General features: G+C 67.1%; 19 protein-coding genes. 5 read left to right on the top strand and 14 right to left on the bottom strand.

Features of this window, described 5'->3' with window-relative positions; all coding sequences use genetic code 11:
- Positions 1-6 precede the first annotated feature (6 nt).
- The 11 genes from VGV58_RS00095 to VGV58_RS00045 all read right to left on the bottom strand — a co-directional run bounded on the left by VGV58_RS00095 (position 7) and on the right by VGV58_RS00045 (position 9,947).
- Positions 7-837 (bottom strand): carbohydrate ABC transporter permease, encoded by an 831-nt coding sequence (locus tag VGV58_RS00095; protein WP_326871922.1) that lies wholly within the window; start codon positions 835-837, stop codon positions 7-9.
- A 10-nt stretch (positions 838-847) separates the two neighbouring features.
- Positions 848-1,726, bottom strand: coding sequence for a carbohydrate ABC transporter permease (locus tag VGV58_RS00090; protein ID WP_326871921.1), 879 nt, complete (start codon positions 1,724-1,726; stop codon positions 848-850).
- 159 nt (positions 1,727-1,885) lie between these two features.
- Positions 1,886-3,157: an ABC transporter substrate-binding protein gene (locus tag VGV58_RS00085; RefSeq protein ID WP_326871920.1), complete on the bottom strand. Its 1,272-nt coding sequence runs from the start codon at positions 3,155-3,157 to the stop codon at positions 1,886-1,888.
- A gap of 27 nt (positions 3,158-3,184) precedes the next feature.
- Positions 3,185-4,354: a mandelate racemase/muconate lactonizing enzyme family protein gene (locus tag VGV58_RS00080; RefSeq protein ID WP_326871919.1), complete on the bottom strand. Its 1,170-nt coding sequence runs from the start codon at positions 4,352-4,354 to the stop codon at positions 3,185-3,187.
- Positions 4,354-5,268: a dihydrodipicolinate synthase family protein gene (locus tag VGV58_RS00075; RefSeq protein WP_326871950.1), complete on the bottom strand. Its 915-nt coding sequence runs from the start codon at positions 5,266-5,268 to the stop codon at positions 4,354-4,356. The genes VGV58_RS00080 and VGV58_RS00075 overlap by 1 nt, the downstream gene beginning before the upstream one ends.
- A 159-nt stretch (positions 5,269-5,427) precedes the next feature.
- Positions 5,428-5,907, bottom strand: a complete 480-nt coding sequence (locus VGV58_RS00070) for a copper chaperone PCu(A)C (RefSeq protein ID WP_326871918.1) — start codon at positions 5,905-5,907, stop codon at positions 5,428-5,430.
- Positions 5,908-5,926: 19 nt separating this feature from the next.
- Complete coding sequence (locus tag VGV58_RS00065; protein ID WP_326871917.1) at positions 5,927-6,724, bottom strand: DJ-1/PfpI family protein; 798 nt, start codon at positions 6,722-6,724, stop codon at positions 5,927-5,929.
- Positions 6,721-8,310 (bottom strand): copper resistance CopC/CopD family protein, encoded by a 1,590-nt coding sequence (locus tag VGV58_RS00060; protein WP_326871916.1) that lies wholly within the window; start codon positions 8,308-8,310, stop codon positions 6,721-6,723. Before VGV58_RS00060 ends, VGV58_RS00065 begins: the two co-directional genes overlap by 4 nt.
- A gap of 39 nt (positions 8,311-8,349) precedes the next feature.
- Complete coding sequence (locus VGV58_RS00055) at positions 8,350-8,871, bottom strand: YcnI family copper-binding membrane protein (protein ID WP_326871915.1); 522 nt, start codon at positions 8,869-8,871, stop codon at positions 8,350-8,352.
- Between the two features lie 175 nt (positions 8,872-9,046).
- Positions 9,047-9,412, bottom strand: coding sequence for a hypothetical protein (locus VGV58_RS00050; protein ID WP_326871914.1), 366 nt, complete (start codon positions 9,410-9,412; stop codon positions 9,047-9,049).
- 88 nt (positions 9,413-9,500) lie between these two features.
- Positions 9,501-9,947 (bottom strand): MerR family transcriptional regulator, encoded by a 447-nt coding sequence (locus VGV58_RS00045; protein ID WP_326871913.1) that lies wholly within the window; start codon positions 9,945-9,947, stop codon positions 9,501-9,503.
- 77 nt (positions 9,948-10,024) lie between these two features.
- Between VGV58_RS00045 and VGV58_RS00040 the strand changes: the two genes are divergently transcribed.
- Genes VGV58_RS00040 through VGV58_RS00020 form a run of 5 tightly spaced genes read left to right on the top strand, consistent with a single transcriptional unit; the run spans position 10,025 to position 15,263 of the window.
- Positions 10,025-12,379 carry a heavy metal translocating P-type ATPase gene (locus VGV58_RS00040; RefSeq protein ID WP_326871912.1) on the top strand — a complete coding sequence of 785 codons (2,355 nt, stop codon included), beginning with the start codon at positions 10,025-10,027 and terminating at the stop codon, positions 12,377-12,379.
- Positions 12,380-12,389: 10 nt separating this feature from the next.
- Positions 12,390-13,007 carry a methyltransferase family protein gene (locus VGV58_RS00035; RefSeq protein ID WP_326871911.1) on the top strand — a complete coding sequence of 206 codons (618 nt, stop codon included), beginning with the start codon at positions 12,390-12,392 and terminating at the stop codon, positions 13,005-13,007.
- Entirely contained in the window at positions 13,004-13,537 is a 534-nt protein-coding gene (gene lspA, locus VGV58_RS00030; protein WP_326871910.1) for a signal peptidase II, read from the top strand. The genes VGV58_RS00035 and lspA overlap by 4 nt, the downstream gene beginning before the upstream one ends.
- Before the next feature lie 8 nt (positions 13,538-13,545).
- On the top strand, positions 13,546-14,607 hold the full coding sequence (locus tag VGV58_RS00025) for a murein L,D-transpeptidase family protein (RefSeq protein WP_326871909.1): 1,062 nt from the start codon (positions 13,546-13,548) through the stop codon (positions 14,605-14,607).
- A 32-nt stretch (positions 14,608-14,639) separates the two neighbouring features.
- On the top strand, positions 14,640-15,263 hold the full coding sequence (locus VGV58_RS00020; RefSeq protein WP_326871908.1) for an SCO family protein: 624 nt from the start codon (positions 14,640-14,642) through the stop codon (positions 15,261-15,263).
- A 6-nt stretch (positions 15,264-15,269) separates the two neighbouring features.
- On the opposite strand, the gene VGV58_RS00015 is transcribed toward VGV58_RS00020, so the two are convergent.
- The 3 genes from VGV58_RS00015 to VGV58_RS00005 form a co-directional block, all read right to left on the bottom strand.
- A complete protein-coding gene (locus VGV58_RS00015; RefSeq protein ID WP_326871907.1) occupies positions 15,270-16,652 on the bottom strand; it encodes an aldehyde dehydrogenase family protein in 1,383 nt (460 codons plus the stop codon).
- A 26-nt stretch (positions 16,653-16,678) separates the two neighbouring features.
- Positions 16,679-18,334, bottom strand: a complete 1,656-nt coding sequence (locus tag VGV58_RS00010) for an acetolactate synthase large subunit (RefSeq protein WP_326871906.1) — start codon at positions 18,332-18,334, stop codon at positions 16,679-16,681.
- Positions 18,335-18,483: 149 nt separating this feature from the next.
- Positions 18,484-19,452, bottom strand: coding sequence for a hypothetical protein (locus VGV58_RS00005; RefSeq protein WP_326871905.1), 969 nt, complete (start codon positions 19,450-19,452; stop codon positions 18,484-18,486).
- Between the last annotated feature and the right edge of the window lie 381 nt (positions 19,453-19,833).

Below are 19,833 nucleotides of genomic sequence, written 5' to 3'. Positions count from 1 at the left end.
GTTCTCTTACTTCTCGGCCCCGGCCGTCAGGCCGCCGACGAGATAGCGTTCGAGGAAGAGGTAGATCGCGAGGATCGGCAGGGCGACGAGGATGGAGGCGGCGGAGATGTCGCTCCAGTTCGAGATGTACTCGCCCTTCATCGTGGTGATGCCGAGATTGGCGGTCCAGTTGCCCTGGGCGTTGGTCAGGAAGGTGCGGGCATAGGCATAGTCCGACCAGGACAGCACGAAGCCGTAGAGCGCCGTCGCCGCCAGCCCCGGCGCCGAGACCGGCAGGATCACCCGGACCATGGCGCCGAGCGGCGAGCAGCCGTCGACCATTGCCGCCTGCTCGAGCTCGCGTGGGATCGTGTCGAAATAGCCTTTCAGCATCCAGGTGGTGAAGGGGATGATCAGCGTGGCGTGGGCGAGGATGATCGACCACAGGCTGCCGATCAGCTCGAGATTGCGGAAGATGCCGAAGAGAGGGATCACCAGCAGCGTCGCCGGCAGCATCTTGGCGGTCAGGATGAAGAGCCCGAGCGACTGGCCGCCGCGCACCCGGAAGCGCGACAGGCTGTAGCCGGCGAGCACCGAGACGACCATGGACAGGCTCACCGCGCCGATCGCCGCCAGCGCCGAATTGCCGAGCCAGAGCAGGATCGGCTTCTCCGCCATGATCTGCCCGAACACGCCCCAGCGCGGTTCGCTCGGCCAGAAGCTCGGCGGCAATTGCCGGAGCAGGCTCGGCTCGGAGAGCGCGGTGACGACCAGCCAGTAGATCGGGAAGACCAGGATGGCGCAGGTCAGGGCGACGCCGGCATAGAGCAGGATGCGCTGCGGGGTTTTCCGTCTCATCGCCGCCTCCTCAGATATTGTCCGGCGCGCGGGCGATCATCAGCCGGCTCGCGATCACGCAGACGATCAGGGTGATGACGCCGATGGCCGAGGCGTAGCCCATCTTGAAGAAGCCGAAGGCCTGCTCGTAGGTCATGATCGAGAGCGACTGCGTCGCCTTCAGCGGCCCGCCGCCGGTCAGCACGTAGATGATCGAGAAATCGCGGAAGACCCAGAGCATCACCAGCACCAGCGTGACGCCGATAACCGGCATCAGCGAGGGGATGGTGATGTGGATCAGCCGCTGCCAGGCGCGGGCGCCGTCGACCTTGGCGGCGTTGTAGAAATCCTCCGGGATCGACTGCAGCCCGGCCAGCATCATGATCGAGACGAAGGGGTAGCCCTTCCAGACCATCACCGTGCAGACGACGGCGAAGGCTGCGTCCGGCGAAGAGAACCAGTTGATCGTCTGGTCGACCAGGCCGAGCTTGATGAAGAGCCAGTTCATCAGGCCGAAGGAGGAATCGAACAGCCAGGCGAAGATCACGACCGCGATGACTTCCGGGATCGCCCAGGGCAGGGCGACCAGCAGCCGCGCCAGCGCCTGGCCCTTGAAGCGGTTGTTGACCAGCAGCGCCGTGCCCAGCCCGAGCAGGAAGCAGAAGAACGAGACGATGGTGACGAGCTTGAACGTCACCCAGCAGGCGTTCCAGAAGTCCTCGGAGGCGAAGAGCCGGCGCGGCTGGTCGAGCCGGGCGATGTTGACGTTCTGGAAGGAGAGATCGACCGAGACGAACAGCGGGTAGACGATGATCAGCGCGATCAGCAGCACCGCCGGAGCGAGCAGCAGATAGCCGAGCCAGTGCCGCCGGCTGGGACGCGCGAGATCGAGGAAGGCTGATCGGGGCATAGTCTGATCTCCGCTGTTGCGGCGCGCTCCGTCATGCTCGCCCTTGTGGCGAGCATCCACGTCTTGAACACAGCCTTCGGCCAGCGAGGCGAAGACGTGGATGGTCGGGACAAGCCCGACCATGACGATGAGAGGTCGGGCTCGCGCTTGCCGGAGGCGCTACTGCTTCTGCAGCGCCTCGGCCTTGGCCTGCATGGTCGCCGCGACCGCCTTCGGATCGAGGTCCTGGATGATCATGCGCTGGGACTCTTCCATGACCATCTTGGCGAACTCGTTGAACTGCAGTTCCAGCCCCTTGGGTATGCGGTCGACCTTGGCGTCGGCCGCCGCCTTGGTCGCCTGCACCAAGAGGTCGAAATGCGGCGTGTCCTTGGTCGCGGCCGAGGTATCGGCGCGTGGGCTTGGCGGTGGCGAGGCGCCGAGCGTCGCATAGCTCGACTGGAACTTGTCCGAGGTCGCGATCGCGATGAAGTCCCAGACCAGTTTCTTGTTCTCCTTCGGCGCATCGGCGGCGATGCCGAGCACGTTGGAGGAGCCGCCGACCGGCGGCTTGAACGGCACCATGCCGAGCTTGATCTGGTCCTTGGCCTTGCCCTTCTGGATGATCGGGTAGAGCCAGGGTCCGTCGGTCTTCATCGCGATCTTGCCGTCGGCGAACATCTGGCGCACCTCGCCGGCCGCCAGGTCGCGCGGGGTCAGGCTGGTCTTGACGATGGTCTTCCAGCGCGACAGGCCCTCGATCATCTCGGGCGTATTGATCGTCACCTTGCCGGCATCGTTGGTCCAGCGCCCGCCGGCATCGAGCGTGTAGTTCATCATCTCGCTCATGTACTGGCCGCCGCCGCCCTTGGTCTCGTGGCCAGTGCCGAACTGGTCGGTGATGCCGTCGCCGTTGAGGTCCTTGGTCAGTTTCTGCGCCGCGGCGAGGAATTCGGCATAGGTCTTCGGGGCGGCAAGACCTTCCTTCTTCAGCAATTCCTCGTTGTAAGCGAAGATGTAGCCGAAATAGAGCATCATCGTGCAGACGGTCTGCTTGTTCCAGCTGCAGGTGTCCTGCCCCGCCCAGCCTTTGAGGTCGAGCTTGGCATCCTTGATGTAAGCGTCGAGCGGCTCCAGCCAGCCATTATCGGCGAATTTCTGGAACTCGAAGGAGGCGAGATGGACGATATCCGGCGGCTTGCCGCCGGCGAACAGCGTCGTCATCGTATCGGCATAGGCGCCGCGCTCGACCTTGGTCCATTCGATCTTGACGCCGGGATGGGTCGCCTCGAACTCCTTGATCACCGAGCCCCACCAGTCGCCTACGCCGCGCTCGTCCTTCTGCCAGGAGACGAACTTCAGCACCTTGCCCTGCGCCCAGGCGGCGCCGGGGAGAAAGCCGGCGGCGAGCGCGAGCGCAGCCGCGGAGAATGCAAGCCTTGTCCTCGTCATGGTCTCCTCCTCCCTTGGTTGTTGTCGCTACAGCCGCTTCAGCAGCTTGAGCGCTTCCTTCGATGGCTCGACGCCGAGGCCGGGACCGCTCGGCAAACGGTAGAAGCCTGCGCTGCAATCCATGTCGCCGTGGAGCAGCCGCCGGTTCGGCTCGAAGATCGAATGCTGGAACTCGTGGCACTCGACTGCGGCGAGCGCCGAGGACGCATGCAGGCTCGCCGCCAGGAACAGGCCGATGCCGATCGTGGCATGCGGGATGACCTTGAGGTGATGCGCCTGGGCATAGAGGCCGATGCGCATGAACTCGGTCACGCCCTTATGGCCCATCTCCGGCTGCACGATCGCGCAGGCGCGCCGGGCGGCGCGCGGCACGAGGTCGTAGACCGTGCGCCACTCCTCGCCGGCCGCGACCGGCGTCGTGACCTTTGAGGCCACATGCGCGAGCCCGTCGAGATCCTCCGGCTTCACCGGCGCTTCGGCGAACCAGAGATCGTGCGGCTCCATCGCCCGGATCGCTGCGACGGCTTCCTCGCCGGTATGGACCCAATGCATGTCGCAGGCGATGCGGGCTTGCGGCCCGAGCCGCTCGCGCAGCGTCCGAATCTCCGCGACATTGCCGTCATCGGCGACGGGGGCGGCGAATTTGAAGCTGCCGAAACCCTTGTCCTGCCACTCGGCGGCGAAATCCGCCCGCTCCGCCCGCGTTGGCTTCGGCAGGCCGGAGATGTAAGCCGGCAAACGCTCGTGCTTCTGGCCGCCGAGCAGCTTGACCAGAGGCAGGCCGGAGAGCTTGCCGCAGAGGTCCCAGAGCGCGATGTCGATGGCGGCGAGCGCATCGAGATAGAAGCCGCCGGTATAGCCGCGCACCCGCATCAGATCGTAGAGATCGTCATGGATGACGCTGACGTCGCGCGGGTCGCGCCCGACGACGAAGGGGCCGAGCAGATCGTCGATGATCGCCATCGCTGCGCCCGGCGCGACGATGCCATAGGTCTCGCCCCAGCCGACTGCGCCATCAGCCGTCTCGATCCGGACCACCACCGTGCGGTCGACCGTCGGATAGACCGTGCGGTTGCCCTTGCGGACGATGTAGCCGTGATCGTTGATGCGCTCGCCTTCGCGCAGCGCGCCGAGATAGGGCGTCTCGCGCGGGATGGTGATCGAGAAGACCTCGACGCGGGCGACGCGCTCGGCCATCACGCGCCTCCGCCGAGCTTGGGCTCGCGAGATTCGACTGTCATGAGATCGGCGCAGGCGTCGAGCCAAGCGTCGATCTCGGCGACGTCTTGCGCATCCATCGGCGGCACCTTAGCCCGCACCACCTGGTTGGTCAGTACGCCGCGCCGCGTCAGCACATGCTTGGTGAAGGCCATGCGGAAATTGAACTGGATCACCAGCAGCGGCAGCGTGCGCATGTAGAGTTCGCGCGCGCGCTCGATCTCGCCGGCGCGATAGGCCCGGTCCATGGCGACATGGATGTCGGCGAGCTCGACCGCCGGCATCGCGCCGCAGGCGCTGCGATTATATTCGTCGATCAGGTAGCGCGCTCCGCCGCCGCCGATCACGCCCTTCAGATGCGCGGGCTTGCCGGCGGCGATCGCCGAGATGGCAAGGCCGGACGGCAGCGTCTCTTCCTTGACATAGGTGACTGCCGGATTGTCGCGGACGATCGCTAGGATCGCCTCGGGCTTGAGATCGGAGCCGCGCGGCGCCGGCGCGTTCTGCAGCACGATCTCGATGCCCGGCACCGCCGCGGCGATCTCGCCATAGAAGGCCGAGACTGCTTCCGTCGTGGTGCCGACGCTCTTGGGCGCCTGGATCATCACATGGCGGATGCCGTTGGCGAGGGCTTCGCGGCAATGCGAGATCGCCTCGAGCGCAGTCGGGGCGCTCGCGCCGGCGACGATCGGCACGCGCCCGCCGACTTTTGCAACCACGACCTTCAGCAGCGCTGCCCGCTCCGCCGCAGTGAGCTCGTCGACCTCGCTGGCGAAGCCGGGGAACACGACGCCGTCGACGCCGCTGGCGAGCGCGAACTCGACGATGCCCGCCATCGCCTCGGGATCGACAGCGCCAGCTTCGGTGAACGGCGTCGGCAACACCGGGAGCATGCCCTGCAGCACTGCTTTCCTCCAATCGATCCATATTATGGATCATTTGTTTTCTAGTATGGACCGTACTTCCCATGCCAGGGATCGTCAAGCACGCATGAAAAAGGCCGCCGGGCTTTCGCCCGGCGGCCTCCATGATTTCGCAGCTTCTTGCGGCGATCAGTGCTTGTGCGCTTCGGCCGGGGCGCGGGCGCCGACCGATTGCACGGAGAACTCGACCGGGACCGCTCCGGCCTTCTCGAAGGTCAGCGTGCCCTTGACCTTTTCGCCTTCCTTGAGCTGGCGCTTCAGATCCATGAACATGATGTGGTAGCCGCCGGGCTTGAGCTCGAGCTTGGCGCCGGGCTTGAGCTCGACGCCCTCGGGCAGGCCGCGCATGGTCATCACGCCATTGTTGACCGCCATCTCGTGGATCTCGACCTTGCCGGCGATCTCGCTGCTGCCGCCGAGCAGGCGATCGGCAGCGCTGCCGGTATTGGTGACCGCGACATAGCCGCCGGCGACCTTGGCACCGGCCGGCGTGGCGCGCGTCCAGGGCTGCTCGATCTTGAGCGGGCCGGCGCTGTAGTCCTGGGCGAAGGCGGTGGTGCAGCTCAGCGCGAGGGCTGCTGCAGTGAGGGGGAAGCGGAACTTGGTCATCTTGAGGCTCCTTGCGTGATCAAAGCGAGAGGCGGGTCTTGGCGAGGTCGGCATTGCGCCGGGCGGCGTCGATCAGGGGCTTGCGCCGTGTCAGCACATCACCGGTGAGCCTGGCGCCGGCCCGCTCGGGCGAGCCGGCGTCGAAAGGTGGCTGCGGATCATATTCCAGTACGAGCTGGATCAGGCGCGCCGTCTCTTCGTCGCGCAATTTGGCGGCGACCGTCAGGCCGAAATCGATTCCGGCGGTGACGCCGCCGCCGGTGATGCGGTTGCGGTCGGTGACGACCCGGCTGTGCTCAACGCTCGCTCCCATCGCCGCCAGCAGGTCGCGGATGTACCAATGGCCGGTGGCGCGATAGCCCTTCAGCAATCCGGCGGCGCCGAGCACGAGCGAGCCCGTGCAGACCGCCGTGACATAGCGGGCCCGGGCGCCGCGATCGGCGAGGAAGGCGAGAGTCTGCGCATCCTCCATCAGCGCGACGCTGCCCTTCAGCCCGCCGGGAATGAACAGGACATCGAGCTCGGTCGGGCAATCGGCATAGCTCGTTGTCGGCGTGACCGGCAGGCCGAGATCGTTCGTGACCGGCTGCCGATCCTTCCAGACCAGATGCAATTCCGCCCGTAGCAAGGAGAACACGGTCAACGGCCCGATCAGGTCCAGCATCACCATGTCGGGATGCACCAGCATCGCGATCCGCGGCGTACTCGCTCCCGCAGGCTGGGCCAGCGCGGCTTGCGGAAGCCCGGCGAGCAATCCGGAGAGCGCGCCGGCAGCCGCCAGGCCCGTCCAGTCGCGTCGTGTGATGTCACCTGTCATGGCCTGATCTCCACGGTCTCCTTGAGACGGGTCATCTCGAAATCCGAGACCAGGATTTCGAGCTCGACGGTCCAGCGGCCGGCGACCGGAAGTGTCAGCTCGCCGACCTGCCAGCTGCCGTCGGGCTGTTTGGCGGCCTGCCGCTCGATCGGTTCGATGCCGGCCTCCAGTCGCGACAACGCAAGCCGCAATTCCTTCGCCGCGAGAGGGCCGAATTCGCCGTCGAGCAGCGAGACGGTGATCGTCACCGGGCCGGCGCGGCCGGGTATCACGCTGATGTCGGCCATCGCCTTGTCGGTATGGATGTGGACGCTTGCCGGCTGCGCTGCGGCGGCCGCCAGAGCGCGCGGCGGCGGCGTGAAACGCCACAGTGCGACGACCGAGAGAATGGCGACGATGATCGCGATCTCGGCCGCGATGATCCGCGTCAGCAGTGAGCGGGTGCTCGCGCGTTCGGAGATGACTGCGCTTGTCAGCCGATAGCGGTTGAAGGCGCCAAGGCCGATCAGCGTGGCGACCAGCACGAGCTTGCCAGTGAGCACGAGGCCGTAGGGCGTGGTCAGCAAGGCCTGCGGGCGCTCGACCTGGAAGATGGCGAGCGCGAGGCCGCTGAGGAGGATGAGGAGCAACAGCACAGGAATACGCTGCGAGAACCGTTGCAGCGCCTGCGCCTCGTCGGGCTGTCGCAAAGCGAAGGCGAGAGGCAGCAGGGCGCCGGCCCAGCCGGCGATGCCGATCGCATGCAGGAACACTGCAGGTCGGGTCAGGAATTGCGGTTCGGCGGCGCTGGCATGGCCGCTTGCCGCGAGAGCTGCGCCGACGCCGAGCCAGGCGAAAGTTGCGAGCAGGCGACCGCCGCAGCCAGGCCGCATGAGCGCGAGCAAGGCCACGAGCACGGCGAGCATCGCGATCAGCGCTGTGCGGCCGAAGCTGCCCGCAGCGGCGGCCTGCCAGGCTGCGGGCTGAAGCGCCGCGGAGAGCGGCAGAGCCAGCGCATCGAGCCCTTGCGCCGCAAAGGCGACCGGCACTGACAGCAGCCCGAGAGCAAGGAAGATCATAACCGGCCGGCGCGCGGCCGCGAGCAGCGGGGCGACCCACGCCATGAAGGCTACGCCGCCAATGCCGAGAGCGAGGCCGAGATAGAGCCCGAGCTTGCCGAGCCAGAGCATGATGCGGACGGCCGGCTCGGTCGGGCTTGCCGCGATGGCAGGCGCCGCACTTGGCGCACCCACCGAGAACAGCACCGAGCCGCCGACGGGGTGGCCGTCCTCGGAGACGACGCGCCAGCTCAGCACATGCGTGCCATGGCTGAGATCGGCCGGAGCCGGGATCGAGAGTGTCCGATCCGCAAGCGTGAAGCGCGTCAGCGCGCGGCTCGTCCCATCCGGGCTGATCAGCTTCAGCACCAGCGGCGAAACCGGTTCGCTGAAGCTCAAGCTGAATGTATCGGGTGCGCTGGCGATCACCGCGCCGTCGGCCGGAACGGTCTTGGTCAGCGCGGCATGCGCCAGCGCCTGTCCCGTCGTCGCCAGCGAGGCGATGGCGAGGTCGAGCAGGATGAGAAGGAGACGGAGTTGCCGGGTCATGGCGGGACCGCGGCCGGGCGAAAACCCGGCCGCGTTCGCTCACTTCTTCGGCATCAGCTTCACGCCCGGCGCCGGGAACTTGTAATCGTCCGCCGACTTGCCGGCCGCCGGGATCTCGATCCAGCGCTCGACCGCGCCGCCCTCGCATTCCTGCACGATCGGCACGTAGAGCGTGGTCTCCGGCTTGAGGTCGGCCGTGAGATAGGCGCGCAGGACGAACTCGTCATAGTGCTCGTCGAGCAGCTTGCCGCCGCTCCAGCTGACCTCGGTGACACCCTCGGCCGTCGGCGTGCCGTAATAGTCGTAGGCCTTCTCGTACTTGCCCTTGGTGGTTTCCAGCGTCCAGCCGGGCTTGGGCATCGGCTTGACCGCAATCACCCCCTCGGGGATGCGGACGCGGACCTTGGTCGTGGCCGCGCCCTTGCAGCCATGCGGCACGCGCAGCACCGCCTTGTAGGTCGAGCCGACCGGAGCCTGCTGGGTCTCCAGCGTGACATGGGCGAGAGCGGGGCCGGTAGCGAAAGCCGCGAGGAGGGCGGCGAGCGAAAGCGATTTCATCATCGGAATCCTACGGAGAGGGCACCGGCACGGCCGGCGCAACCGCTCGTGGCGGCTTTGGTTCAGGGGCGCATGCGAGCCGGCAGGGAGCCGTCGCGAGCGAATGAGGCGAGGAAAGGCCGCTATCGGCCGTCAGCAAGGAGCAGGCGGCGCGACCTTGCGCGCAGGCCTGTCCTGATCAGAGGCCTGCGGGCGGCGCTCGCGGATTCGCTGGGGAGCGACCGGCGATGAAACCGGATGGCAGGTCGAGCCGGCGCTGGAAGGCGACGAGATCGACGGCGCGATGCATGATCGGCAGGAAATCGGCGGGAGCGGCTGGCACGCCGGCGCCGGTGAAGGCGCAGCCGAGAATGCAGCAGCTCATCAGCTCATGGGCCGCAGCACCGTCGCTCTGGCTCATCGGCTGATCGCCGCCGGCGCAGAGCGTCATCGCCAGCGAGCGGTCGAGGCTGAAGCTCGCCGCATTGGCGCCGGAGGCGAGGCCCGAGAAGATCGCCTGCAGCACGACGAGATAGGCCGCGGCCAGCGCTGCCCAGCGTCTCATCCCTGCTCTGTGGCGTCCTGCGGACAAAATCGGCCCTCCTGCCGTTTCGATAGCATGGCTGCCGGCAGGGTCAATTTGCGTCAGTGTCTCAGTGGCCGTGGTGCTCGCAATGGCTGTGATCGGCCAGCGCCTCGATCACGGCGCAGTCGCTGGCGGCGACGCCGCCCGAGCAAACCGTTGCGATCCGGGCGAGTTCCGCTTCCAGCGAGCGCAAACGTGCGATCTTGTCGCGCACTTCATCGAGATGCTCGGCGGCGATCGCATGCGCCTCGTCGCAGGCCATGCCGGGTGTGTCCGAAAGCCGCAGCAAAGTGCGGATGCTCTCGACCGCGAAGCCGAGATCGCGCCCATGCTTGATGAAGGCGAGCCGCTCGACATGGGCGCGGCCATAGCGGCGCTGGTTGCCCTCGGAGCGCTCGGGCTCCGGCAGCAGGCCGACCTGCTCGTAATAGCGTATGGTCTCGACCTTGACCCCGGTCCGTTCCGCCAGCGTCCCGATCGGCACAACGCGCTCAAGGGTTTTTGCCGGCGGCATGATTTTTCCTCTTGAAGCTGTAGTGGCTATAGGTTGTAGGTAGGTGGTCCCGCAACGCTGTCAAGCGGAGACGACGCATGGCCACTGCCGCGAAAACCGAAACGGAAACGCTGTCCTGGAAGGTCGGCGGCATGGATTGCGCCAGCTGCGCCGCCAAGATTCGCGGCGCGGTCGAGCGCTTGCCTGGCGTTTCCGAGGTCCGCCTGTCCGTGATGTCGGAGACGCTGACCCTCGCCCTCGACGAGAGCCGGACCCGGCGCGATGCGATCGAGAAGCGCGTCGTCAGTCTGGGCTATACGGCGACGCCGGCGAGCGCGCCGCGCGTGGCAACGCCGGAGCCGGCCGAGTCTTGCGGCTGCGGCCACGATCACGGCCCGGCGCAGAAGGCGCATGATCACGATCACGCTCATGACCATTCGGCCTGCGGCGGGCATGGGCACGACCATGCTCATGACCACAAGCACGATCACGGCCACGACCACGCCCATGGCAAAGCCGCCGAGAGTGCCGACCATGGCCACGGCCTGCCCGGCCATGTCCATGAGCCGACCCCGGACGGCGTCTCCTGGTACCAGACCGGCAAGGGCAGGCTGGTCCTCTTGACCGGGGCGCTGCTCGCCGGCGCCTGGCTCGCCAAGTTCACGGTCTCCGAGACGGCCGCCTACTGGGCCTTTGTCGTCGCCTGCGTGATCGGCGTCGTGCCGGTGGCGCGGCGCGCTTTCGCCGCGGTTGCCGTCGGCCAGCCCTTCACCATCGAGATGCTGATGACGATCGCCGCGACCGGCGCGCTCGTCATCGGCGCGGCCGAGGAGGCGGCGCTGGTCGTCTTCCTCTTCGCTGTTGGCGAGGTGCTGGAAGGCGTTGCTGCCGATCGTGCCCGCGCCTCGATCAGGGCGCTGGGCGATCTCGTGCCCAAGACGGCCATCGTCGAGGAGAATGGCGAGACACGCCAGGTCGATGCCGCCGCGCTGACGGTCGGCCAGATCGTGCTGGTCCGTCCCGGCGATCGCATTCCGGCCGACGGCGCGATCACCAACGGCATCTCCGGCATCGACGAGAGCCCGGTCACCGGCGAATCCGTCCCGAAGACCAAGGGCGTCGGCGAACAGGTCTATGCCGGCTCGGTCAATCGCGAGGCGGCGCTGCGTGTGCGCGTCGAGAAGGCGGCTGCCGACAACACCATCGCCCGCATCATCCGCCTGGTCGAGGAAGCGCAGGAGGCGAGGGCGCCGACCGAGCGCTTCATCGACCGGTTCTCGCGCATCTACATGCCGGCGATCGTCGGCCTTGCCATCCTGGTCGCGCTGGTGCCGCCGCTGGTTTTCGGTGGCGAGTGGTCGGTCTGGATCTACCGGGCGCTGGCGCTGCTGCTGATCGGCTGCCCCTGTGCGCTGGTCATCTCGGTGCCGGCCTCGATCGCGGCGGCGCTCTCCACCGGCGCACGCCAGGGCCTGCTGCTCAAGGGTGGCGTGGTGATCGAGGCCGCCGCGCGCACCGGCGTCGTCGCCTTCGACAAGACGGGAACGCTGACCGCCGGCGAGCCGCGTGTCACCGAAATCGTCGCGCTCGGCCGCGAGGAGCGCAAGGTCGTCGAGCTGGCCGCTGCCGTCGAGACCGGCTCCAGCCACCCGCTGGCGCTCGCCATCCTCGCCCGCGCCAAGGCGGACGGTGTCCCGGTGCGGCCTGCCGCCAACGCAGCCGCGATCGCCGGCAAGGGCGTCACCGGCGAACTCGACGAGATCGACATCTTCGTCGGCGCGCCGCGTCATGCCAGGGATCGCGCCAGCTTCGACGCGGCGGCGCTGGAGGCGGTCGAGCAGCTGGAGACCGCCGGTAAGACCGTCGCGGCCGTCATCGCCGATGGCCAGCTCGCCGGGCTGATCGCCTTGCGCGACGAGCCGCGCGAGGATGCCGCCGCCGCCATCGCCGAGCTCAAGGCGCTTGGTGTCCGCTCGGTGATGCTGACCGGCGACAATGCCCGCACCGGCGCCGCCATCGCCGGCTCGCTCGGCCTGGAGCACAAGGCCGAATTGATGCCGGATGACAAGGTCACCGCCATCAAGGCGCTCTCGCAGCAGGCGCCGGTGATGATGGTCGGCGACGGCATCAACGACGCCCCGGCGCTGGCTGCCGCCAATATCGGCGTCGCCATGGGTTCGGGCACCGATGTCGCGCTCGAGACCGCTGATGGCGCCGTGCTGAAGAGCCGGGTGCGCGACATCGCCGCGATGATCCGGCTGGCAAGGGCGGCGATGGGCAATATCCGCACCAATATCACGCTCGCGCTTGGCCTGAAGGCGGTGTTCCTGGTCACCAGCGTGCTGGGCTATACCGGCCTCTGGGTCGCGATCCTCGCCGATACCGGCGCGACCGTGTTGGTGACCGCGAACGCGCTGCGCCTGCTGCGCTTCAACGCCGGCAAGGCCGGCTGAGGCGATGCCGATGTCCGGCATGGAGGTCGCCAGCTATCTGCTGGCTATCGCCTACGTTGCGGGCTTCCTCATCCTGTCGGGGATGCTGGCGAAGGAAGCTGGCCGTTCCGTCTGGCTGTTCGGCACGGGCAGGGAGAAGCAGACGCTGCCGGTGCTGCTCTTCCGTCTCGCCTTCAGCGGCGCCGTGCTCTGGCCGCTCTGGCTCGCCGCCTTCGGCAATCCGGTGATGAGCGATCCGCTGGCGGCGGCGCTGGACGGGCCCTGGTTCGACTGGCTCGGCCTCCTGCTCGTCGCCGTCGGTGCCGGCGTCGGATTGCTGTCGCAGCGCTCCATGGGCGCCTCCTGGCGCATCGGCGCGGCCGAGGGCGAGCAGGGAGCGATCGTCGATAGCGGCCCCTTCGCGATCTCGCGCAACCCGGTCTTCGTCGGGCAGGGCCTGCTCTTCATCGGCCTGTTCATCGTCCTGCCCAGCCTCGTGCAGGGGGCGCTGACGCTGGCGCTGCTGGTCGCGATCAGGCTGCAGGTCGGAATCGAGGAGCGCGTGCTCTCTGCCTCGCTCGGCCAGCCCTATCTCGCCTACAAAGCCCGCGTCCGGCGCTGGCTCGGCGTCGCCGGAGAAGCCGCATGAGCTGGCCACGCAGGCTCGTTTTCGTCGTTGCTGTCGCACTTGCGGCCGCTGGACTCGATCAGGCCAGCAAACGGCTGATGCTGGAGATCGTGCTCAATCCGCCCGAGCTGATCGAACTCACACCCTTCCTCAATCTGCGCCTCGGCTTCAACACCGGCGTCAGCTTCGGCCTGTTCCGCGACACGCTGGAGGCCTGGCCGGGCCTGCTCGGGCTGTTCAAGTTCGGGGCCGGCTTTGGCTTGCTCGCCTGGGCGACGCTCGTCGGGCACCGGCTCGAACGCATCGGCCTTTCGCTCATGGCGGGCGGAGCCTTCGGCAATGCGATCGACCGCTGGCGCCAGGGCGCGGTCACCGATTTCCTCGACCTGCACTGGGGCGAATGGCATTGGCCGACCTTCAACGGCGCCGACATCGCGCTGACATTCGGCGTGGTGCTGATGCTGCTGGCAGCGCTGCCGGTCAGAAATCCTTCAGGTAGCGGGCGCGACGGCTCGCTACATTCACGAGTCGTTAGCGCCAGACGCCGATAATTTTAGCCATGTCCGATCGCTCTCTTCTTCAGCGTCTCCGGCGCCTTGCACTGCTCGGTGCCGCTGCCATCGCGCTCTCGTCCTGTGTCGGGATGGAGGGCGACGGCCGTGGCAACCAGCCATTGCCGGCCGCGCTCGTCTCGCAGATGTCGGCCAAGGGCATGAGCCAGGCCGACCCGATCGTGGTGCGCCTCTACAAGAAGGAGAGCGAGCTCGAGGTCTGGAAGCGCGACCGCTCCGGCCAATATGCCCTGCTCAAGACCTATCCGATGTGTCGCTGGTCGGGCCAGCTCGGCCCGAAGAAGCGCGAGGGCGACCGGCAGGCGCCGGAGGGCTTCTACACGGTGACGCCGGAGCTGATGAACCCGAGGTCGGCGTATTATCTGTCCTATAATCTCGGTTATCCCAACGCGCTGGAGAAGGCGCAGGGCTATACCGGCTCGGCCCTGATGATCCACGGCGCCTGCACTTCGGCAGGCTGCTACGCCATGACCGATGATGGCGTCACCGAGATCTATGGTCTCGCGCGCGAGGCTCTTGCCGGCGGACAGCGCAGCTTCCAGGTCCAGGCCTTCCCCTTCCGGATGACTCCGGAGAATATGGCCCGCCATCGCGGCAATCCGAACATCGCCTTCTGGCGCAATCTCAAGGAAGGCTCGGATCATTTCGAGGCGACGCGCCAGCCGCCGAAGCTTGCGACCTGCGGCGGCCGCTACGTCTTCAATCCGGCCGGCGATGCCTCGGCCTTCGTTCCCGGTGCGCCGTGCCCGGCCTATGAGACCGATCCGGAGGTCGCCTCGCTGGTTTCCGCGCGCAGTGCCCGCGACGAGGCGCGTCTTGCCGAGCTTTCCGGCAGTACACCGGCGATGAGCTATGCGCTGATGGATGGCGGCATGCACCAGAGCTTCCGCAAGATCCTGCGCAATATCGGGCCGGAGCGGATGCAGAGCATGGTCGCCGGCAAGGTCGAGATCAGCGCGCCACAAGCGGCGCTGGCCGATCCCTATGGCGCCAGCGGCGACGATGAGCCGCAGCAGGCAACGGCGACCGGGTCGATTTCGCCGCGTTGACGCCGGCGAGGTCGGACGCCAGACAGGGCGCCATGCCGATCCTCAAGATCATCCGTTACGGCGCCTGGGGTGCCGTTGTCCTCGTCGCCTTCGCTGCCGCTGCGATCACGCTCGGCTGGTGGCGTGTCGATGGGCCCGGCCGGCCGGACTCGGGCGCAGCCGTATCGACGCCGCTGGCCGATGTCGGCGGTCCCTTCACCTCGATCGACCATACCGGCCGCAAGGTCTCGCAGGCCGACTATCTCGGCAAGCCGACGCTGGTCTTCTTCGGCTTCACCCATTGCCCGGAGGTCTGCCCGACCACGCTGTTCGAGCTCACCACCCTGCTCGGCAAGCTCGGCCCGGAGGCCGACAAGCTCAACGTGCTCTTCGTCAGCGTCGACCCCGAGCGCGATACGCCGTCGCAGCTTTCGCTCTACCTGCAATCCTTCGATCCGCGCATCGTCGGGCTCTCCGGCACGCAGGCCGAGGTCGATGCGGCGCTGAAGGCCTACAAGGCCTATGCCAAGCGCATCCCGACGCAGGATGGCTACACCATGGACCACACCGCCTCGGTCTATCTGATGGATGCGGAGGGGCGCTTCCGCAGCCTGATCGACTATCACGAGGAGCAGGACTCGGCGCTCGCCAAGGTCAAGCTGCTGCTGAAGCGCTGAGGGGCCTCAACGCCGGTTCAGCAGGATCATCTTCTCCTGCGTCATGTCGCGCATGGTGTAGGGGATGCCGCCGGTACCGTAGCCGGATTCCTTGCGGCCGGCGAAGGGCATCCAGTCGGTGCGGAAGGCGGTCGGGTCGTTGACCATCACGGCGGAAGCGTCGAGCCGCTCGGCGACATGCAGGGCGACGTCGATGTCTTGCGCGAAGACGCTACCCTGGAAGGCGACATTGAGCGAATTGGCCCGGGCGATGGCATCATCGAGCTTGCTGTAGCGATAGACGCAGACCAGCGGGCCGAACACCTCGAGCTGCGAGACCTTGGCTTCGGCGGCAGGATCGAGCAGCACGGCCGGCTCCAGCGTCGTTTCGGAGAGACGCTTGCCGCCGAGCGCGAGCTTGGCGCCGCCCTTCACCGCTTCGTCGATCCAGCTCGCTACCCTATCCGCTTCCTTGGGCAGGATCAGCGGGCCGACCTCGGTCTCCTTCAGAACGGGATCGCCGGTGCGCAGTTTGGCGACGCGCGCCACCAGCCGCTCGGTGAAGCTATCCGCGATCTCCTCATGCACGAAGATGCGCTGCGTCGACACGCAGACCTGGCCGGCATGGTAGTAGCCGCCCTTGACCAGCGGCTCGATGATCCGATCGAGATCGGCGCTGCGGTCGACGATCGCCGGCGCGGCCCCGCCATGCTCCAGCGCCGAGCGCGCGCCATGCGCCAGCTTGGAATGCAGATACCAGCCGACCTTGGCCGAGCCGATGAAGCTGAGGAAGGCGATGCGCTTGTCGGTCACGAGAGCCTCGGCGAGCTCGTTCGTCTCCGGCATGAACATCTGGCACCAGGCCTCCGGCAGCCCGGCCTCGTGGACCAGCGCGACGAAGTCGCGGCAGCAGAGCGGCGTCGTGCTCGCCGGCTTGATGATCACCGGGCAGCCGACCGCGATAGCCGGTGCGACCTGGTGGACGATCAGGTTGAGCGGGTGGTTGAAGGCCGAGATCGCCGCGACGACGCCGATCGGCTCCTTGGTGGTGAAGGCCCAGCGGTTCACGGCTGCGGGCGTCAGCCCCATCGGGATCTCGCGCCCGCCGAAATTCCGGAGTTCGTCGGCGGCGTTATGGATGCCGTCGATGGCGCGCGTCGTCTCGATGATCGCATCGGTCAGCGGCTTGCCGCCTTCGCGTGCGATCTGGCGGGCGAAATGATCGCGCTTGGCCGACAGCAGTTCGGCGAGCTTGCGCAGGATTGCGATCCGCTCATGGGGTTTGAGCCAGTTGCCGCGATCGCGGAAGACCTTCTCGGCTGCCGCGAGCTTGGCTTCGAGCGCCGCGGCATCGTCGGTGGCGATCTCCTCGATCGGCGCGCGATCATAGGCCTGCACGACCTGCAGCATGGTGATCTCCTTTGCTTGGTCTCGGCTCAGGCCAGCTCGATATCCGGCGTCTTGTTGCGCAGCTCCTCGACGAGCACGCGCGTGTTCTCCGAATAATCGATCGGTATCTCGACGAGATGGACGCCGCCGCCCTTGAAAGCCGCTTCAAGCGTCGGCACCAGTTCGGCTGCCGAGCCGACGCGCGAACCCTTGGCGCCATAAGCCTTGGCATAGGTGACGAAATCGGGATTGCCGAAGCTCATGCCGTAATCCTTGAAGCCATCGACCGCCTGCTTCCAGCGGATCATGCCATAGGCGTTGTCGTTGAGGACGACGACGACGAGGTTGAGGCCGAGGCGGACAGCGGTCTCCATCTCCTGGCTGTTCATCATGAAGCCGCCATCGCCGCAGACCGCCATCACCCGGCGCTTGGGATGCAGCATCGCCGCCATCATCGCCGAGGGCAGGCCGGCGCCCATCGTCGCCAGCGCATTGTCGAGCAGCAGCGTGTTGGCGACATGGGTGCGGTAGTTCCGCGCGAACCAGATCTTGTACATGCCGTTGTCGAGGCAGACCATGCCGTCCTCCGGCATCACCGCCCGGATGTCATGGACGATCCGCTGCGGCGTGATCGGGAAGCGATCCTCCTCGGAGCGGTCGTTGAGATGCGCGAGGATCTTCTGGCGCAGCTCCAGCATGACCGGATCAGCCTCGAGCCGGCCGCCGAGCCGTTCAGCGAGCGCTGCCACCGTCGCGCCGATATCGCCGACCACCTCGGCATCGGGATGATAGACCTGCTCGACCGTCGCCGACTGGTAGCCGACGTGGATCACCTTCGGCCCGCCGGCGTTCCGCATCAGGAAGGGCGGCTTCTCGATCGTGTCGTGCCCGATTGCGATGATCAGGTCGGCCCGGTCGATCGCCTGGTGGACATAGTCGCCTTCGGACAGGGCGGCGGTGCCCATATAAAGGTTCGAGCCGCCGGTGACGGCGCCCTTGCCCATCTGGGTGTTGAAGAAGGGCAGCTTCACCCGCCGCACGAAATCGGAGAGCGGCTCGACCAGCCGTGGCCGGTTGCCGGCGGCGCCGATCATCACCAGTGGTCGCTTGGCAGCGAGGATCATCTCGGCCGCGCGCGCGACCGCCCTCGGATCCGCCACCGGCTGCTCCAGCGGATGCACCGGGATCAGCGGCACATCGGCGACCTCCTCGCCGGCGATGTCCTCCGGCAGTTCGAGATGCACCGGGCCGGGCCGTTCCTCCATCGCGACGCGGAAGGCATCGCGCACCACCGACGGGATGCTGGCGCCGCTGACGATCTGCCGGGTCATCTTGGTCAGCGGCTTCATCGAGGCGACGACGTCGACGATCTGGAAGCGCGCCTGCTTGGCGCTCATGATCGCCTTCTGGCCGGTGATCAGGATCATCGGCATGGCGCCGAGATGGGCATAGGCCGCGCCCGTGGAGAAATTGAGTGCACCCGGCCCGAGTGTCGCGATGCAGACGCCGGGCCTGCCCGTCAACCGGCCATGGGTCGCGGCCATGAAGGCGGCGGCTTGCTCGTGCCGGGTCAGGACGAGCTCGATCTTCGAGGTCCGGAGCGACTCGACGACGTCGAGGTTCTCCTCGCCGGGAACGCCGAAGATGCGGTCGACGCCCTCGTTCTCGAGGGCTGCCACCAGGAGATCGGAACCCTTCGTCATCGTCTTCGCCTATCCGGACCGCTGCGATACCGGGAAAGGTAGGCCTCCGATGCGCGAAGGGAAAGCCGGCGCATGGCAGGGTTGCAGGAACAGGACGCGAAAAAGTGGGAACCGGTTTTTCGCGATGATCCTGCTCCAATCATCCGGCTCTACCGCGGCAGGGAGGTTCCGATGCCAGCGGCCCGTGCCTTCTCCAGGACGAGATGGGCGAGCGCGAGATCGGCCAGCGCAAAGCCGCGGAAGCAGAACAGCGAACGCTTCGTGCCGGCATCGGCCAGCGGTGTCTGTGACAGGCCGGTGAGATCATGGCTGAAGCGGACACTGGTGACCGGCTGCCCGTCGACGTCGTAGGGCGCCTGCGACTGGGCCAGGCTGTCGGTGACCAGGATGTCGAAGGCGGGCAAGGCCTCCGGCAGCCAGCTGCGGCCGGTATCGACGGCAGCGGCAAAGGCGGCCGGCTTCATGCGCGTGGCATTGAGGAAGGGGCGCAGGCCCGGTGCTGCCGGCACCATCGAGATGACGAGGTCGGCTCGGGCGAGGAGCGCATCGGCATCGTCGACGATTTCGGTGGCGAGGCCCCGCGTTGAGGCGACTTCCGCCAGGCAATCGGCCGAACCGCGGCTGCGGCTCAGCATCAGCGTGGTCGAAAGGCCGGGGAAAAGATCATGGAAGGCGGCGAGGTGGGCATGAGCCTGCAGGCCGCAGCCGACGAAGCCGATCGTGCGCGCATCCGGCGGCGCAAGCAGCGAGGCGGCGGCTGCCGACATCGCCGCGGTCCGCACCAGCGTGATCTCGTCGCCGTCGAGGATGGCGAGCGGTGCGCCGGTGGCATAGTCGCTGACGCAGATCAGAGCGCTGACGCTTGGCACAGCGCTGCCCGGCTGTGACGGCGCGGAGGCGACCCATTTCACTGTGGCGATCTCCTGAGCCTCTGATGCCGCCGTCATCGCCTGAAAGGCATGGCCGGGTCCGAGGGCGAGCGCGCTCTTCGGCAGGCTGCGGTTTCGTCCGGCGGCATGATCACGGAAAGTGCGCAGCACGGCCTCGCGCGCCTCGCGCGGGGATACGGCACAGGCCGCGACGTCCTTGTGCGAGAGATAGAGGAGGGAATTGCTCATCGCTCGAACCGCTCCGTGACGGGCAGGGCCATGGGCCGGAACGCCCATCATGATCGGGTATGCGCAGGCGGAGCGCGGGGAACAAGGCCGGAGCTAGCGGATCGTGCCGGTTGGCGCGAGCGCGGAGCAGGAGGGCGAGAGCTGCGATCTGGCGGAGGAAAAGGCTGATTTGTCAGGGCTCGTTTGCCAATTAAGGGATAAGTCTTTGAAAATGCGTAGTTTCTCAATCGAGATCCACTTTTGTCGAAAAACTTTCAAGAAGCGTGTTGACACCCGGAGGAGCCTCCCCCTATAAAGCGGCCATCGAGACGGCGCCGCCGCTGGCGGGGCCGCTCTACTGCGCTTCAAGGGAACGTTGGGCTTCGCCGCCGACCAGGTCGG

Origin of the sequence: Allobosea sp. (genome assembly GCF_035944895.1) — a bacterium.
Taxonomy (GTDB): domain Bacteria; phylum Pseudomonadota; class Alphaproteobacteria; order Rhizobiales; family Beijerinckiaceae; genus Allobosea.
Note: the sequence above shows the minus strand (reverse complement) of the source record. Positions and strands in the feature narration are given on the sequence as shown.

What these genes read in the sequence shown, in the direction of transcription:
- VGV58_RS00010 (WP_326871906.1), bottom strand. Translation starts at nt 18,334, where the DNA reads ATGACGAAGGGTTCCGATCTCCTGGTGGCAGCCCTCGAGAACGAGGGC.
- VGV58_RS00025 (WP_326871909.1), top strand. Translation starts at nt 13,546, where the DNA reads ATGTCCGATCGCTCTCTTCTTCAGCGTCTCCGGCGCCTTGCACTGCTC.
- VGV58_RS00090 (WP_326871921.1), bottom strand. Translation starts at nt 1,726, where the DNA reads ATGCCCCGATCAGCCTTCCTCGATCTCGCGCGTCCCAGCCGGCGGCAC.
- VGV58_RS00050 (WP_326871914.1), bottom strand. Translation starts at nt 9,412, where the DNA reads ATGAGACGCTGGGCAGCGCTGGCCGCGGCCTATCTCGTCGTGCTGCAG.
- VGV58_RS00075 (WP_326871950.1), bottom strand. Translation starts at nt 5,268, where the DNA reads ATGCTCCCGGTGTTGCCGACGCCGTTCACCGAAGCTGGCGCTGTCGAT.
- VGV58_RS00020 (WP_326871908.1), top strand. Translation starts at nt 14,640, where the DNA reads ATGCCGATCCTCAAGATCATCCGTTACGGCGCCTGGGGTGCCGTTGTC.
- VGV58_RS00095 (WP_326871922.1), bottom strand. Translation starts at nt 837, where the DNA reads ATGAGACGGAAAACCCCGCAGCGCATCCTGCTCTATGCCGGCGTCGCC.
- VGV58_RS00035 (WP_326871911.1), top strand. Translation starts at nt 12,390, where the DNA reads ATGTCCGGCATGGAGGTCGCCAGCTATCTGCTGGCTATCGCCTACGTT.
- VGV58_RS00040 (WP_326871912.1), top strand. Translation starts at nt 10,025, where the DNA reads ATGGCCACTGCCGCGAAAACCGAAACGGAAACGCTGTCCTGGAAGGTC.
- VGV58_RS00085 (WP_326871920.1), bottom strand. Translation starts at nt 3,157, where the DNA reads ATGACGAGGACAAGGCTTGCATTCTCCGCGGCTGCGCTCGCGCTCGCC.
- lspA (WP_326871910.1), top strand. Translation starts at nt 13,004, where the DNA reads ATGAGCTGGCCACGCAGGCTCGTTTTCGTCGTTGCTGTCGCACTTGCG.
- VGV58_RS00005 (WP_326871905.1), bottom strand. Translation starts at nt 19,452, where the DNA reads ATGAGCAATTCCCTCCTCTATCTCTCGCACAAGGACGTCGCGGCCTGT.
- VGV58_RS00015 (WP_326871907.1), bottom strand. Translation starts at nt 16,652, where the DNA reads ATGCTGCAGGTCGTGCAGGCCTATGATCGCGCGCCGATCGAGGAGATC.
- VGV58_RS00045 (WP_326871913.1), bottom strand. Translation starts at nt 9,947, where the DNA reads ATGCCGCCGGCAAAAACCCTTGAGCGCGTTGTGCCGATCGGGACGCTG.
- VGV58_RS00080 (WP_326871919.1), bottom strand. Translation starts at nt 4,354, where the DNA reads ATGGCCGAGCGCGTCGCCCGCGTCGAGGTCTTCTCGATCACCATCCCG.
- VGV58_RS00055 (WP_326871915.1), bottom strand. Translation starts at nt 8,871, where the DNA reads ATGATGAAATCGCTTTCGCTCGCCGCCCTCCTCGCGGCTTTCGCTACC.
- VGV58_RS00060 (WP_326871916.1), bottom strand. Translation starts at nt 8,310, where the DNA reads ATGACCCGGCAACTCCGTCTCCTTCTCATCCTGCTCGACCTCGCCATC.
- VGV58_RS00065 (WP_326871917.1), bottom strand. Translation starts at nt 6,724, where the DNA reads ATGACAGGTGACATCACACGACGCGACTGGACGGGCCTGGCGGCTGCC.
- VGV58_RS00070 (WP_326871918.1), bottom strand. Translation starts at nt 5,907, where the DNA reads ATGACCAAGTTCCGCTTCCCCCTCACTGCAGCAGCCCTCGCGCTGAGC.